Raw genomic sequence first — 13,783 nt, forward strand, 5'->3', positions numbered from 1 at the left:
AAAAATTAGTAAATAGCGCATCGTTTAGGGTATAAATTTTTAGCTTAGCGAATAAGGAGATAGATATGACTAAAACACTTACTGGTGGATGCTGCTGCGGCGAAGTGAGTTATAAAGTCGCTGATAACTTTAGGCGTTTTTTCTTCTGTCATTGCGAACAATGCCGCAAACTAACTGGCACTGCTCACGCTGCAAACTTGTTTACCTCACCTGATGCTATCGAATGGGTTAAAGGCCAAAATCACATTACGCGGTTTAATTACCCTGGCCGTGCATTATCTAGGGCGTTTTGTAAAACCTGTGGCTCTGCGCTGCCTTTTGCATCTCAAGACAACAAATACTTACTTGTGCCTGCAGGCAGCTTAAACGAAGAGCCAAGTAAAGAATTAGATGCACAAATATTTTGTGAAGAACAAACCGAATGGCATAAAAAAGGGTTAAGTGGCAAAAAGGTCATTGGTTTTGGTCGGTAAAAATTAACATAAATGGTATATCACAATAAGGAAATATAAGGAGTTCAAATACAGTGTATATTGTTAGCACTGTCTTTAGTTTTTTAGCTAAGGTCTGAGCTAAAAAAAGGCATAATTAATAAAATCATGTCAGACTTTGCAATTATGGTCTGTCGTATAACAAAACTAAAATAAGGATATTTTTGGGATGCATGATTGTATCTTTTGTAGAATAGTTAAAGGTGAAGAGCCGTGCCATAAACTCTGGGAAGATGATGAACATTTGGCTTTTTTATCTATTTACCCCAATACGCGAGGTGCGACGGTTGTTATTCCGAAAAAACACCTCTCTAGCTATGCTTTTGCCCAAACGGATGAAGATTTATCAAAATTAATAATAGTCACTAAAAAAGTCGCTATTCTTCTTGATGATGCATTTGAAGATGTAGGGCGTTCAGGTATGTTTTTGGAAGGCTATGAAATTGATCATCTACATAGCAAGCTGTCCCCGCTGCATGGTACTGGAAATTCGTCTGACTTCACCCATATTGAGCCTACGTTTGGCCCATTTATTGAAAAGTATGAAGGTTATTTATCATCACACGACTGCGAAAGAGCGTGTGATGAGGAGCTGGCAGCCTTAGCTAAAAAAATTAGAGGTGAAAAAGCGACTTAACTCAAACGAATTTGTGACTTATTACGTATGAATGTAAATTGTTTGGAGATTCAACAAGTATCATCAGCATGCTATGCTAGTTGAACATGTATAAGCTTTCGGATTTTTAATGAGATATTACGCCTATTTAATACTTTTTTTATTTTCAACGTCGCTTTTTGCAAGTGCTTTGCTTGATGTGAAACCAAGTAATAAAACGCAGTTCTTATCTCTTATAAAGACTAAACAGGGTGATTATCAAGCGAAAGAGAGCAGTAATGCACTATGCAAAGGTGCCCCTTTCAAACTTGTTCAGCAACCTACGCAAGGCTTTAATTTAGGTACTCTTATTGATTTTAGTGATTTACATAACGGCACGCGTACGAGAAAAATACCGAACTTTTGTATTGTTAGTTCAAAACTGAAATATTTCGTAAACGGTATTGTTAGAACCAAACGTTATTTTCGTTGCGATGATGAAAGTGATGCTACAACCATAGTGGAAGATTTACGCTTTAAAGATTCGAACACTATAATTTACACACTTAACCAACCGGAAATAAGCTGCGTATATGAAAAGTTATGAGCTTATGCGCACCAATAAAGTGCGCAAAAATAACTTATGAATGAAAAGTTGCTGGCTGATCTGTCTTTATCATGTGGCAACTGCTTTTAACAATTTCCTTCAATTTATCTGTTCTGTAAACCGATGGGGCAGAGCCAAACTCTCGTTTAAATGCATTACAAAAGGTGGCTGAGTTACTAAAGCCACTCGATAGTGCAATCGCTTTCACTGAAAGCTTCTTATCATCTAACATCTTAATGGCAACAGCTAAGCGTTTTTCCATCACATAGACACGATAAGTAGTATTTAAGTTGCGCCGAAAATCCCGTTCTAGCTTTTTTCTATTGGGGTAGTTGAGTGCGTCAACTAGCCAGTTCATCGTTATTTTTTTGCCGGCAATAATGCCTTCGTTTAGGGTTTTATCTACACACTCCTTAAAGTTGTTAGAAGAAGGTGAAAGGGCTACTCGTTTACCTAAATCATTCATTATTTAACCTAAATTTATGTTAGTAATAGATGCGATTGGTCAGTATTTAGTCGTGTATTTTTGACCTGATTTTAAATTTAAAAAGGGCAGCATCCGTTTCTAAAAAGAAAACAATGAGATGATAATAAAAATCATTACTTTGTTCATCGTGTAGTCATTTTTAATTGCGACAATTACAGTAATATCTGATTTTTCTGATCTGTTTGGCTTAAAACTGCTCAGTCTAACTAGTATTTAAGTTTTAAATTGTGGATAGGGTAATAGAATAAAAAAAAGCAGCTGGCGCTGCTTTATTGTAGATCAAATTAGTATCACATTTGCGATTGCAGATAATTCTCAAGTCCTGCGGTTTTGATTAGCTGCTGTTGTGTCTCAAGCCAATCAATTTGTTCTTCTTGCTCGTTTAAAATGTTATCTAACGCTTCACGGCTAATATAGTCTTTTTTCTCTTCAGCAAGTTTAATGGCTGCTTTAAGATCAGGGAGTGAGTCAAGCTCAAAGCTCATGTTTGCTTCGATCATTTCTTCAGAGTTTTCGCCAATACGAAGACGCCCTAAGTCTTGTAGGTTAGGTAGACCTTCTAAAAATAAAATACGCTCAATTAGACGGTCAGCGTTTTTCATTTTTTGAATAGATACTTTGTAATCAGCTTTGTCTAGTTTAGAAAAGCCAAAATCTTTAAACATGCGTGCATGTAAGAAGTATTGGTTAATACCAACTAGTTCGTTGGCTAACACTTTATTTAATGCTGCAATTACGCTTTTATCGCCTTTCATACGTTTAGCCTCTATTCGCCCATTTGAGATTGATGGTAGTTTTGGCTACCAATTTTGTCGATTAAGCCAAGTTGCTGTTCAAGCCAATAAACATGATCTTCTTCGGTATCAAATAATAGCTTTTCAAGTACTTCACGAGATTGATAATCTTTCTCTTGCTCACAAATTGCAATGGCTTCTTTAACGCAGTCAACGACTTCTAGTTCAAGAGTTAGGTCGTTTTGCATCATGCTTTTCACGTCAGAACCAATTAATAGGTCACGACGTTTCGTCATGTTAGGCACGCCCTCTAAAAATAAAATACGTTTGATTAGCCAATCTGCGTGATCTTTCTCTTCTTCCATTTCATGGTTAAGGCGCTCGTACAGTTTATTTAGGCCCCAATCATCATACATGCGAGAGTGGATAAAGTATTGATCTATAGCGGCTAATTCGTTAGCGAGAAGTTTGTTAAAACTGTCTATGACTTTTTGGTTACCTTTCATCGTGCTGTCCTCAAATTCCAAGTTGCGATAATTGTAGTACATTAAAACAAGAATGCAAATATTTTTCCTTGCAAATCAGTTGGTTACTATTGATTGTGATTCTCGTTTAAGTTTGCGTTAGTGATCGATTTGTGAACAATTTATTGTTTGTATTTTCACAAATAAAAAAGCCCTTACTAGAAGGGCTTATAAAGTAATATTCAGTTAAATATTAAAAACTATATTTAGCACCGAGTGTCACTGTGGTGCCTAAACCTTTAATGTTATAGCCACCATATGTATATGCTTGAGCGCGAGCAGGGAAGTAATCATTATTAAAGAGGTTTTCTACGCCCATAAATGCTTGCCAATTGTCAGCAAAATTGTAACGACCACTCAAGTTGAAAATGTTATAGCTATCAATAGGGCCCTGATCACCTACGTAATCACCGTCTGCATTTGGTTCAAAGCGTTTACGCGAACCTACATAGAGGTAGCTCACACTTAATGAAAGCTCATCGCTTGGCTGCCAGTTTAAGTTAGCTGTGCCTTTTGGTGGGCTAATTTGTCGAGAGCCAAGGTAGATATCGTCTTCTGTGTTTTTACCTTCAACATAGCTGTAAGTAGCAACTAGACTTAAAGTTGGGTTGATAGTGTAGTCAACTATTGTTTCGTAACCCCAGATCTCTTGTGGTGCACGTACAGGCTCATAAACACCCGTTACTTCATTAAAGCTATTCGTTGTCCCAAACTCTGACGTACTACGGTAAGCTGCAAATTCAAAGCGTACATCATCAAATTGAGATGTAAAACCAACCTCATAGTTATCGATAATTGAAGCTTCAGTTTGAATTAACCCAATATCGTTCACAGTTGCAGAACGTAAAAGGCGGCCAATATCAGAAATATCAGAGCCTTGCGAGTAATTTGCAAACGGGCTAAATGCATCCGATAAGTTGTATTTTACGCCAATGTTGTAGGTTGTAGCGTCGTAATCAATGGTATCGCCTTTAACACTCAATGGTACTGAGCATTGTGTGGCTGAGCGGCAAAGCTTTAAAGTGTTGTAATCATCAACCGTTAAATCAATGCTTTCTTTACGAACACCCGCTTTAACAATGATGTCGTTGTTGATAACCCATTTAGTTTGTAGGAAGCCAGCAATACTTTCCATTTCCATTTCAGGAACCCAAACGCGACCATCTACAAGCGGTTGAGAAGTGGTATCGTTCAAAGCATCTAAACCATAAATAAATGTTGCCTCAACAGTGTCAAAATCAACAAGTGTGTTAAATGTAGCGCGTGCACCTTCTTTTTCAGAACGGATGATTGATTGACCGCCATCGTAACCTTCGTCAGGGTTAGCAAGGTTTGGTGAAAAGAAAAATATATTTTCGATATCTTGCATATACAGATCTAGGGTCATTTGGGTGTTTTCAAATAACGCGTAGTCTGTGTATTTTAAAGTAATGTTTTCATTACCGTCTGGGCCCTGCGGCTTACCACGTTTTTGTAGCTCTTTTGGTACGTGAATAGCGTATGTTTTCTCGCCTTTGTTACCATCACCAACTACATCACCTAAATCAGTTTTTTGTTGTGAGCTGAAGTAGTTATAGCTAAATTGTAGTTGCTTTTCGTCATCAAAGTCATAACTTAGCTTTGTGAAGTAGTTTTCAGTTACAGCATCAGATAAGCCGTACTGAAGGCCTAAAATATCGCCTTCTGCGTCACGTTGCACACCATTTTCTTCATAACTAGCTGTAAATAAGTAGCTTAATTTACCTGCGCGACCATTAATTGCTGCTGAGATTCGTGCACCTGCACTCTCTTCTAATTTAACTGCACTAAAACGTGACGATAGGCTGATTTCACCTTCTGTTTTACCATCGCTGCTAGCTTGCTTAGTGATGTAGTTAATAATGCCGCCTGATGCGCCATTACCATATACCGATGTAGCACCTTTAATTACCTCAATGCGAGCAATGGCACTAGGGTCGAGTGTTTTAACGCCTAATGAGCCATTTCTAAGTGGTGTTGATTGTGGCACACCGTCAATCATAACCAGTGGAGCACGACCACGTAAGCTCTGACCCGTATTACTTGAACTATTTGTGTCTGGTGCAAGCCCTGGAACCATCTGTGATAGTAAGCTTTGTAGTTCTGGATTAACCTTTAAATGCTCTTCGATTTGCTTTTGGTTAATGATGGTTATTGATGCAGGAACTTCATCGATGCTTTCAAATACGCGGCTACCTGAAACAACAACGTGCTCCATTTCTTCAGCGGTTAATTTTTTATTGATTGAGTCATCAGCGAAAGAATAGCTACTTACTGCCAGTGCAATAAGTGTTAACGACGTTCTTAACATGGTTGTCCTTGTTAAAAAAAGATAAATAGACTGTTTAGTGGGGCAGAAGTGTAAATGTAAAGAAGTGTAAAGGCAAGGGTAATGATAATGATTTGCAATAATGGGTAAAAAATAAAATATAAAAATGGTTACGAGTACCTTGGCTAATAAATTAGTCTAGGTACTGTTTTAAGTCCTCAGGTACTGGCATTACTTTAAATGGATTAACGTCAGTTCCTCCTGTATTTCCCTTAGGAACCCATAAACGAGAAAATATAACCGATGCAAAAATGCGCATAAACTGGCCAACCACTTCTTTGTAATTATGTGTTTTAAAGCCAATTTTACACATCCACCAGTGCGATAATGTGTGAGGAATAATATAAGATTGGCCTAGAATATGGGCTCTTTCTAGATGTGTAAAAGCCTGCGTGTATTCGCCGTTATTGTATGCTGATTTTGCTTGCTGCATTTCGTTATTGAACGCGTTTTTGAGTTTAGTTTTCATAATCAGTCCACATGAAAAAGAGCAATCAAGATTAAAAGCTTGCTACTTATTGTGCCTCTTGTACCAAAAGTAAACGCCCGAAACCACAAAAAATAAAGGAGAAATAGCAAGTATTAACCACAGTAATTGCACAATCGGTCCTGCAAAATCACCTATATGAAACTTATATTTAAAGTTCCATGTTTGTGTGGTCCAAGAGCTTTTACTGGCATCATAACTTGTTACAATATCCGCTGAGTATGGGTTAGCCCATACCCAACTATAAGCATGACTTTCACCTGGATTCTTTATCCTAAAACCAATGTTGTCACTTGGCTTTTTAGGTAAGTAAATTCTAAATAACTGACCTGTCGGAAATACGGTTAGTGTATTATCAAATGCTTTTTGAACTTGATGAGGTGCGTTCTCTGAAGGGGGAATCACTGCCGGTGGTTTAGGTCTGTCTTCAATAGTGCCTTGCATCACAAACTCTAATACGGCTTTTGTTTGTTCTTTCCAGTTAAACGCCATACCTGTATAAGCAATTAAAATAAGAGGAATTAAAAAGTACACGCCCAGAACGGTATGTAGCTGATACATCAACACTCTAAACTTTGCTTTACGCTTAATAGCCAAGCGTTTCATACGATTTTTTGGTTTAACCCAGATATAAAAGCCAAGCAAAATTTCAATAATAAGAATGAGCGCACACACAGATACCCAGTTTCTTAAAGGGCGGTTTTTATCACCATCTTCATAAAGTAGCCAACGATGCAAAGCCATGGTAAAGCCATAAATAGTGCTGTAGTAATCGTATTCATATAAAATTTGGCCGTTGTAAGGGTTAACACTTACATAACGGTTATTGGCAAGCTGTAATTGCCACGCAAGATCACTTCGCTGCTCAGGCATTAACAGAGTGACGGGTTGCTCGGTAGAAGCTGAAACGTGTTTGATAAGGCTATCAAAATCAAGTGTTGATGTTGCTGGGGTAACTGTCCACTTATCGCTTTGAGTGAGGTGTTGAATGTCTTTTGCGTAAATAAGCAGCGCACCGGTCAAACTTAAACAAATTAAAAATAAACCGCTTATTAAGCCAAAGAATAAATGCGTACGACGTAACCACAACTTCAACAAGGTTTGTTCCTTCAGTTTGCTGTTAAAACAAAACTGAATAGTAAATGATAACGCGTAACATTTACACTAAAACTTGTTCAATAGTACAGCTTTCGATGGCAAAATTAGCATGTAAAAAATGACGAATTTCATCGTTATTGATGTTTTGCTTGGCACTAAATTTAAGCTCACAATGAATATGATGGTCATCTATCTGCCATGTTTTAAGATAATCAATTTCAGCCATTGTAAATTGTGCTTTCAACTGGGTTATAGCTTCTGGTGAGTTAAAGTTATCAGGGGCCGCTTGCATTAGAATTTTGCTGCTGGCAATTAACAGTAAAATACCGTGGTAAATGACATACATCGAAATCAGCATGGTGGCAATTAAATCAACAATGTACCACTGATACAAAATGATTAAGGTACCCGCGATTATCACCACCACCGAAGCCATTGCATCCGATATATTATGAATAAATGCAGCACGAATGTTCATACTGTCTTTTGCACCCGCTTTGTAAGTTAAAAGGGCGGTGACTAGGTCAATAACAAGCGCAAGGCCTGCAACCCAAATGATGATCCAGCCGTCAATGGGCTCTGGGTTTAAGTAGTTGGAGATGGCTTCAACAATTAGGTAACCGCCAATAACAATTAAACTTAGGCTGTTAAACAAGGTTGCAAGGATTTCGGCGCGTTTATAACCATATTGGTAGCGTTCATTGGCAGGTTTTGCGCCAATTTTACGCGCAATCAAAGCAATAAAGAGTGACGACGCATCGCTTAAATTATGTAATGCATCGGCAATTAAAGATAAGCTTCCAGAAACAAGTCCGCCAATCACCTGAGCGACAGTTAATAACACATTAATCGCAACAGCCAACATAAGTTGGCGGGTGCTTTGGTTACTTGTATCGTGATGATGGTGGTGTCCGTGTCCCATAAAAATTACCTAGTTTTTGATTTGCCTTATTTTTATATCATGCGAATACGCGTTTTGAAATGTTTGTAATCATTTGCTTGCGTACACTAATAATTTACTGTTCAAATGCAGGTGGATTTGTTAATTTAGCATTGATGTACCAATTTTTAGGTTCTATGTGAAAGCAGCATTTTTTATTTTGATTAGCGTATTATTGCTCCAGCCATTGCTGGATAGCTTTGATGTGGCCGATCATAATGTTGCGTTTAACCAAGCTTCGGTACTGTTATCTGAAGAAATCGACCTTGAAGCCCATTGCGCTGTCAATGGCGATCATCAACTACACCAATCTGAACATGCCGAGCTTGCAAAACAGTTATCTGACTCAGCTGAGAAAGGCCATTGTCACGTTTGTCATAGCCCTGCATTTGTAGATTCGCTGCAATTGTCTGAGCCTACTGATATCTATTTTACTAAAATAGAATCACTCGATTTAAACTTCAAATCAGCTGACTTAGCACCGCTACATCGCCCACCAATTTTAGCTCTTACTTAACTCTATCCTTTAGATTCGTTTTGGGCCAAGCCCATTTTAAGTAAGAGAAAATATATGTTTTTAAGAAATTTTATGCGTTACGCATTGCTGTGCGTATGTTTTATGTATGTCACAAATAATCACGCTTCAGAGCAGGCGCATGATCACCAAGAAAATGAGCAAGCTAATGAAGTAAGTTTAACTGAGCAACAACAGCAACTAGCTAATATAAAGGTTGAACGTCTTGTACTAAAAACACACAATCAAACTTTGTATGCCCCAGGTGAAATTAAAGCCAATGGCTATGCCAGTTATGTGGTATCACCGCGTGTTGATTCAATTGTTGTAAAGCGCCATGCTTTGCTTGGGCAACACGTAAATAAAGGAGACTCTTTAGTCACCTTATTTAGTGGTGAAGTTGCCAGCCAACAAACTGAATTTAGATTAGCAGAAGCTGAGTGGCAACGAGTCACTAAAATGACACGCGGCACACTGAGCGAAAAGCAAATCCTGACCGCTAAAGCCGAATATGAAGTCGCCTATAGCCGACTTGTTGCCTTTGGTTTATCGAAACAAGCCATTGCGCAAACACTTACTATAACGCCTGAAAAACTTGGTGAATACACCTTATTTGCACAAACATCGGGTGCTGTTTTAACTGATAACTTTGCCCAAGGTCAGCGAGTTGATTCGGGGATTGAGCTGATGCTTATAGCCGATGAGTCAGCGCTTTGGGTTGCTGCTCAGCTTTCAGCTAATCAAGACCGTACTATCAGTAATGGCTCTACGGCGCAATTAGAAGTAAATGGCCATCGCTATCAAGCAAGGGTTATTCAAGAAGCACATACCATTGATGAACAAACACGTTCACGAACTGTTAGGCTCGAGGTAAAAAACACCCAGCATAGTTTGCACCCAGGCATGTTTGCGGATGTGTATTTTCATTTTGAAACAGACCAAGAGGTACTTGCCGTACCTGAAAATGCCTTAACTCGCAGTGCAGATGGTGACTGGCAATTATTTGTTGTAGATGATGATGGTGGCTTTATCGCAAAAGAAGTGACTCTCGGCCGAAGCTTTGGTGATTACCGTGAAGTGTTTGATATTGAAGCAGGACTTGAAGTTGTCACCCAAGGTGCTTTTTTTATTGCATCACAGCTAGCTAAAGGCGGATTCGATCCGCATAACCACTAGAGGTGACGCATGTTTAATTTATTAATCGAGGCGGTGATAAAGAACCGTCTACTGGTGGTACTGGCCTTGCTTACAGCGATTGCGGTGAGTGTATTTATGATCCCAAAGCTCAATCTAGATGCGTTTCCCGATGTGACGAATGTGCAAGTTGCGGTAAATACCGAAGCGCCAGGGCTCGCGGCTGAAGAAGTTGAGCAATTGATCACATACCCGATAGAAGCGGTTATGTATGCACTGCCCGATGTAGAGCAGGTTCGTTCTATTTCTAAAACGGGGCTATCGGGCGTCACTGTGGTGTTTAAAGAAAGTGTTGATATTTACTTTGCTAGGCAACTGGTTTTTGAACGTTTGCAATCTGCTAAAGAGTTGATACCAGATGGTGTGGGTATGCCAACAATGGGCCCTAACACATCAGGGCTTGGACAAGTCTATCAGTATTTACTTGAAGCAAAGCCAGATGCAAACATAGATAGCATGGCACTGCGTAGTTTAAATGATTGGGTGGTTAAATTACTTATATTACCCATTGATGGTGTGACCGATATTCTGTCATTTGGCGGTGAGGTAAAGCAGTATCAAGTAAATTTAAACCCCAATAAGTTATTAGCTTATGACTTAACACAACAAGATGTTAGTAACGCACTAGATGCTAACAACTCTAATGTGGGTGGCTGGTATATGAACCGTGGTCAAGAGCAGCTTGTTATCCGAGGTACAGGTTGGTTTACCCCAGGGGAAAAAGGGCTTAGTGAGATTGCGCAAACGCCTATCAAAACCATTGATGGTACGGTCGTTAAAGTGGCCGATGTTGCGAATGTTGAGCTTGGCAGTGAAATTCGTCAAGGTGCTGTCACCTTATCTAAACGAAATGATCAAGGCGAAATAGTCAATCGTGGTGAAGTGGTTACTGGTATCGTGCTAAAGCGAATGGGCGCAAATACCAAGCAAACAATTGATGGCATCAACGCGCGTATCGAGATGATAAATCAAGCACTGCCAAAGGGGGTTGAATTTAAAGCAATTTACGACCAAGCAGAGCTTATAAGCCAAGCGGTACAAACCGTTATTGATGCACTGCTTTTAGCTTTTGTATTTATTATCATAGTATTAGCGCTATTTTTGTTAGATTTAAGAGCAACATTTTTGGTGTTATTGTCGATCCCTATTTCGATAGGATTAGCACTGAGTGTCATGGCATGGCTTGGATTATCGGCAAACTTAATGTCGTTAGGTGGTATTGCTGTTGCCATCGGTATGCTGGTAGATGGCTCAGTGGTGATGGTTGAGAATGTATTTAGGCATTTAGGGCTAAAGCATAATCAACATAAGCCTTCTTCACAGCTGGTTGCTATTGCTGCAAAAGAAGTGGCACGGCCTATCTTTTTTGCCTCTTTGATCATTTTAACGGTATTTTTACCGCTGTTTAGCTTTGAAGGCGTTGAGGCGAAGTTATTTCAACCAATGGCAGTGAGCATCATGTTAGCAATTATTAGTGCTGTGATCGTTGCCTTGGTTGTGGTGCCAGCTCTGTGTGTGTACCTATTTACTAAGGGCGTGACAGTAAAACAGAGTATTCTGTTAAAACCTATCGATATGCTTTATCAACGGGCTTTACAAAAAGCATTGCAGGCTAAGCGCAGCGTTTTAGCTATAGCAGGGTTATTACTGATTGTAGCGGCCGTTATGCTACCAAGGCTGGGTACTGAATTTGTGCCAGAGCTTGAAGAAGGCACTATTAATCTACGTGTGACACTTGCTCCCTCTGCAAGTCTTGATACGGCAATCTCAGTTGCGCCAAAGCTTGAAGCCATGTTGCTTGAATTTAGTGAGGTTGAATATGCGCTAAGCCGAATCGGTCGTGCTGAAGTGGGGGGCGATCCTGAACCGGTTAACAATATTGAAATCTATTTAGGCTTAAAACCCCATGAACAATGGGTAAATGCGAAAACGCGTGTTGAATTGCAACAGCTAATGGAAGCCAAGCTTGAGCAATTCCCTGGACTTTTGTTCAATTTTTCACAGCCTATAGCTACCCGAGTAGATGAGCTTTTATCGGGTGTTAAAGCGCAATTGGCAATTAAGTTGTTCGGTAGTGACTTGGCGGTGTTGAGTGAAAAAGGCCAACAAATTGAGCAGCTAGTTCAACAAATACCTGGCGCTAAAGATGTCGCGATGGAGCAAATAGGCGGTGAAGCACAGCTCATAGTCAAACCCAACCGTTTAGCATTATCGCGCTTTGGTTTATCGGTGGCTGATTTAATGAATGTGGTTCAGCATGGTATTGGTGGGCAATCGACAGGGCAAATCATCAATGCTAATGAGCGTTATGATATTTATGTGCGTATAGCAAAAAGCTATCGCCAAAACCCAGATGTGATTGCTGATCTTCGACTGCGAACCCCTGCGGGTGCCATTGTAAGGGTGGGGGATGTAGCCGATGTACAGATTGAATCTGGCGCTCCACAAGTTCGTCGTGATGATGTTCAAAGGCGGGTGGTTATTCAAGCAAATGTGCAGGGGCGAGATATGGGCTCTGTGGTTGCTGATATACGCGCTGCCATTGCTGATAAAATGCAGCTGCCAAGTGGTTACAGTGTGGCTATTGGCGGCCAGTTCGAAAACCAGCAACGGGCACAACAGCGGCTGATGATTGTAGTGCCTGTGGCATTGCTACTCATTGCATTATTGCTTTATTTTGCATTTAGTAACTTATCGCAAGTGTTGCTAATTTTAGTTAATGTTCCTCTAGCTGTGATTGGTGGGGTGATAGCATTATATGTTTCTGGGCAATATTTATCAGTGCCTAGTTCCGTTGGTTTCATTACCTTATTTGGCGTTGCGGTATTGAATGGTGTAGTGATGGTTGAAAGCATTAACCATCGAGTTAGTGCTGGCGATAGCAAAGATAAAGCGGTATTTGAAGGCGCTGTTTCAAGGCTTAGACCTGTACTCATGACCGCGCTCACTTCAATGCTGGGGCTTATTCCGATGCTGCTCAGTACCGGAATAGGGGCTGAAATACAAAAGCCCCTCGCTACCGTTATTGTTGGCGGTTTGGTCAGTGCAACCTTTTTAACTTTATTTGTACTTCCGGTACTTTATAAGTCGATGAGTAAGTAAAAATAAAGCAAAATGGGGCTAACTTTTAGTTGCCCCATTTTTAATGCACTGTATTTCTGTAAAGGGCGTTTACACTATGCTGAAGCCCTTATAAAATGGGCGTTACAATAATGATGTAAAAAGGAATACAGAGTGAGTAACGCAATTACAATTCGTCCAGCAGTAGCAAGTGATGCTGCAACAATCCTACATTTTATTACCGAGCTCGCTATCTACGAAAAAGAGCCTGACGCAGTTAAAACAGACGAACAAGCTATTTTAAAAACGTTATTCAGTGAAGGTGCAACGGCGCACAGTGTTATTTGTTTAGATGGGGACACACCTATTGGCTTTGCAGTGTATTTTTATAATTACTCAACGTGGCTTGGCAAAAATGGTTTGTATTTAGAAGATCTTTACGTCAGTGCAGATAGCCGTGGTAAAGGTGCGGGTAAGCAGATTATGCAATACCTAGCTAAGCAAGCTCTTGAAAAAGACTGTGGTCGCTTTGAGTGGGTGGTACTTGATTGGAATAAACCAGCCATTGATTTTTACGACAGCATTGGTGCTAAACCACAAAACGAATGGATTATCTACCGCTTAACAGGTCAAGAGCTGATTGATTTTGCGCATCAGTAAAAGCAACTAAGTTTAGCTGTAAAACAATAAATTAAAATATAAATA

The 13,783-nt window shown here is 39.7% G+C and carries 14 protein-coding genes; 7 read left to right on the forward strand and 7 right to left on the reverse strand.

Translation table 11 applies throughout. The features are described from left to right. The first annotated feature begins 65 nt into the window (after positions 1-65). The 3 genes from LY624_RS18565 (at position 66) to LY624_RS18575 (ending at position 1,693) form a co-directional block, all read left to right on the forward strand. Positions 66-473: a GFA family protein gene (locus LY624_RS18565; RefSeq protein ID WP_341804769.1), complete on the forward strand. Its 408-nt coding sequence runs from the start codon at positions 66-68 to the stop codon at positions 471-473. A gap of 187 nt (positions 474-660) precedes the next feature. Beyond that, positions 661-1,128, forward strand: coding sequence for an HIT family protein (locus LY624_RS18570; RefSeq protein ID WP_341804770.1), 468 nt, complete (start codon positions 661-663; stop codon positions 1,126-1,128). Positions 1,129-1,237: 109 nt separating this feature from the next. Beyond that, positions 1,238-1,693 (forward strand): hypothetical protein, encoded by a 456-nt coding sequence (locus LY624_RS18575; protein WP_341804771.1) that lies wholly within the window; start codon positions 1,238-1,240, stop codon positions 1,691-1,693. Between the two features lie 34 nt (positions 1,694-1,727). Here the strand turns inward: LY624_RS18575 and LY624_RS18580 are convergent, their stop codons facing one another. From LY624_RS18580 to LY624_RS18610, 7 genes are all read right to left on the reverse strand, one after another. Then, complete coding sequence (locus LY624_RS18580; protein ID WP_341804772.1) at positions 1,728-2,159, reverse strand: helix-turn-helix domain-containing protein; 432 nt, start codon at positions 2,157-2,159, stop codon at positions 1,728-1,730. A gap of 311 nt (positions 2,160-2,470) precedes the next feature. Then, positions 2,471-2,935 (reverse strand): bacterioferritin, encoded by a 465-nt coding sequence (gene bfr / locus LY624_RS18585; protein WP_054552095.1) that lies wholly within the window; start codon positions 2,933-2,935, stop codon positions 2,471-2,473. An 11-nt stretch (positions 2,936-2,946) separates the two neighbouring features. Then, positions 2,947-3,420, reverse strand: coding sequence for a bacterioferritin (gene bfr / locus LY624_RS18590; RefSeq protein ID WP_054552096.1), 474 nt, complete (start codon positions 3,418-3,420; stop codon positions 2,947-2,949). Positions 3,421-3,631: 211 nt separating this feature from the next. Next, positions 3,632-5,767 carry a TonB-dependent receptor gene (locus LY624_RS18595; RefSeq protein WP_341804773.1) on the reverse strand — a complete coding sequence of 712 codons (2,136 nt, stop codon included), beginning with the start codon at positions 5,765-5,767 and terminating at the stop codon, positions 3,632-3,634. A gap of 151 nt (positions 5,768-5,918) precedes the next feature. Continuing rightward, entirely contained in the window at positions 5,919-6,254 is a 336-nt protein-coding gene (locus LY624_RS18600; RefSeq protein WP_341804774.1) for a DUF3703 domain-containing protein, read from the reverse strand. A 42-nt stretch (positions 6,255-6,296) separates the two neighbouring features. Beyond that, positions 6,297-7,367 carry a PepSY-associated TM helix domain-containing protein gene (locus LY624_RS18605; RefSeq protein ID WP_341804879.1) on the reverse strand — a complete coding sequence of 357 codons (1,071 nt, stop codon included), beginning with the start codon at positions 7,365-7,367 and terminating at the stop codon, positions 6,297-6,299. A gap of 64 nt (positions 7,368-7,431) precedes the next feature. Next, positions 7,432-8,292: a cation diffusion facilitator family transporter gene (locus LY624_RS18610; protein ID WP_341804775.1), complete on the reverse strand. Its 861-nt coding sequence runs from the start codon at positions 8,290-8,292 to the stop codon at positions 7,432-7,434. A gap of 157 nt (positions 8,293-8,449) precedes the next feature. On the opposite strand from LY624_RS18610, the gene LY624_RS18615 reads away from it, so the two are divergent. The 4 genes from LY624_RS18615 to LY624_RS18630 all read left to right on the forward strand — a co-directional run bounded on the left by LY624_RS18615 (position 8,450) and on the right by LY624_RS18630 (position 13,738). Then, the gene (locus tag LY624_RS18615; RefSeq protein WP_341804776.1) at positions 8,450-8,827 is read left to right on the forward strand and encodes a hypothetical protein; all 378 of its coding nucleotides are present in this window, start codon (positions 8,450-8,452) and stop codon (positions 8,825-8,827) included. A gap of 54 nt (positions 8,828-8,881) precedes the next feature. After that, positions 8,882-10,000: an efflux RND transporter periplasmic adaptor subunit gene (locus LY624_RS18620; RefSeq protein WP_341804777.1), complete on the forward strand. Its 1,119-nt coding sequence runs from the start codon at positions 8,882-8,884 to the stop codon at positions 9,998-10,000. A gap of 9 nt (positions 10,001-10,009) precedes the next feature. Then, positions 10,010-13,120, forward strand: coding sequence for an efflux RND transporter permease subunit (locus LY624_RS18625; protein ID WP_341804778.1), 3,111 nt, complete (start codon positions 10,010-10,012; stop codon positions 13,118-13,120). A 132-nt stretch (positions 13,121-13,252) separates the two neighbouring features. Next, the gene (locus LY624_RS18630) at positions 13,253-13,738 is read left to right on the forward strand and encodes a GNAT family N-acetyltransferase (RefSeq protein ID WP_062565571.1); all 486 of its coding nucleotides are present in this window, start codon (positions 13,253-13,255) and stop codon (positions 13,736-13,738) included. Positions 13,739-13,783 lie beyond the last annotated feature (45 nt).

Source organism: Pseudoalteromonas sp. N1230-9, assembly GCF_032716425.1.
Lineage (GTDB): Bacteria > Pseudomonadota > Gammaproteobacteria > Enterobacterales > Alteromonadaceae > Pseudoalteromonas.

Bases quoted from the DNA above. Each gene is read 5' to 3' on its own strand.
- LY624_RS18580 (WP_341804772.1), bottom strand. From the start codon at position 2,159: ATGAATGATTTAGGTAAACGAGTAGCCCTTTCACCTTCTTCTAACAAC.
- LY624_RS18565 (WP_341804769.1), top strand. From the start codon at position 66: ATGACTAAAACACTTACTGGTGGATGCTGCTGCGGCGAAGTGAGTTAT.
- LY624_RS18620 (WP_341804777.1), top strand. From the start codon at position 8,882: ATGTTTTTAAGAAATTTTATGCGTTACGCATTGCTGTGCGTATGTTTT.
- bfr (WP_054552095.1), bottom strand. From the start codon at position 2,935: ATGAAAGGCGATAAAAGCGTAATTGCAGCATTAAATAAAGTGTTAGCC.
- LY624_RS18610 (WP_341804775.1), bottom strand. From the start codon at position 8,292: ATGGGACACGGACACCACCATCATCACGATACAAGTAACCAAAGCACC.
- LY624_RS18595 (WP_341804773.1), bottom strand. From the start codon at position 5,767: ATGTTAAGAACGTCGTTAACACTTATTGCACTGGCAGTAAGTAGCTAT.
- LY624_RS18575 (WP_341804771.1), top strand. From the start codon at position 1,238: ATGAGATATTACGCCTATTTAATACTTTTTTTATTTTCAACGTCGCTT.
- LY624_RS18570 (WP_341804770.1), top strand. From the start codon at position 661: ATGCATGATTGTATCTTTTGTAGAATAGTTAAAGGTGAAGAGCCGTGC.
- bfr (WP_054552096.1), bottom strand. From the start codon at position 3,420: ATGAAAGGTAACCAAAAAGTCATAGACAGTTTTAACAAACTTCTCGCT.
- LY624_RS18625 (WP_341804778.1), top strand. From the start codon at position 10,010: ATGTTTAATTTATTAATCGAGGCGGTGATAAAGAACCGTCTACTGGTG.
- LY624_RS18600 (WP_341804774.1), bottom strand. From the start codon at position 6,254: ATGAAAACTAAACTCAAAAACGCGTTCAATAACGAAATGCAGCAAGCA.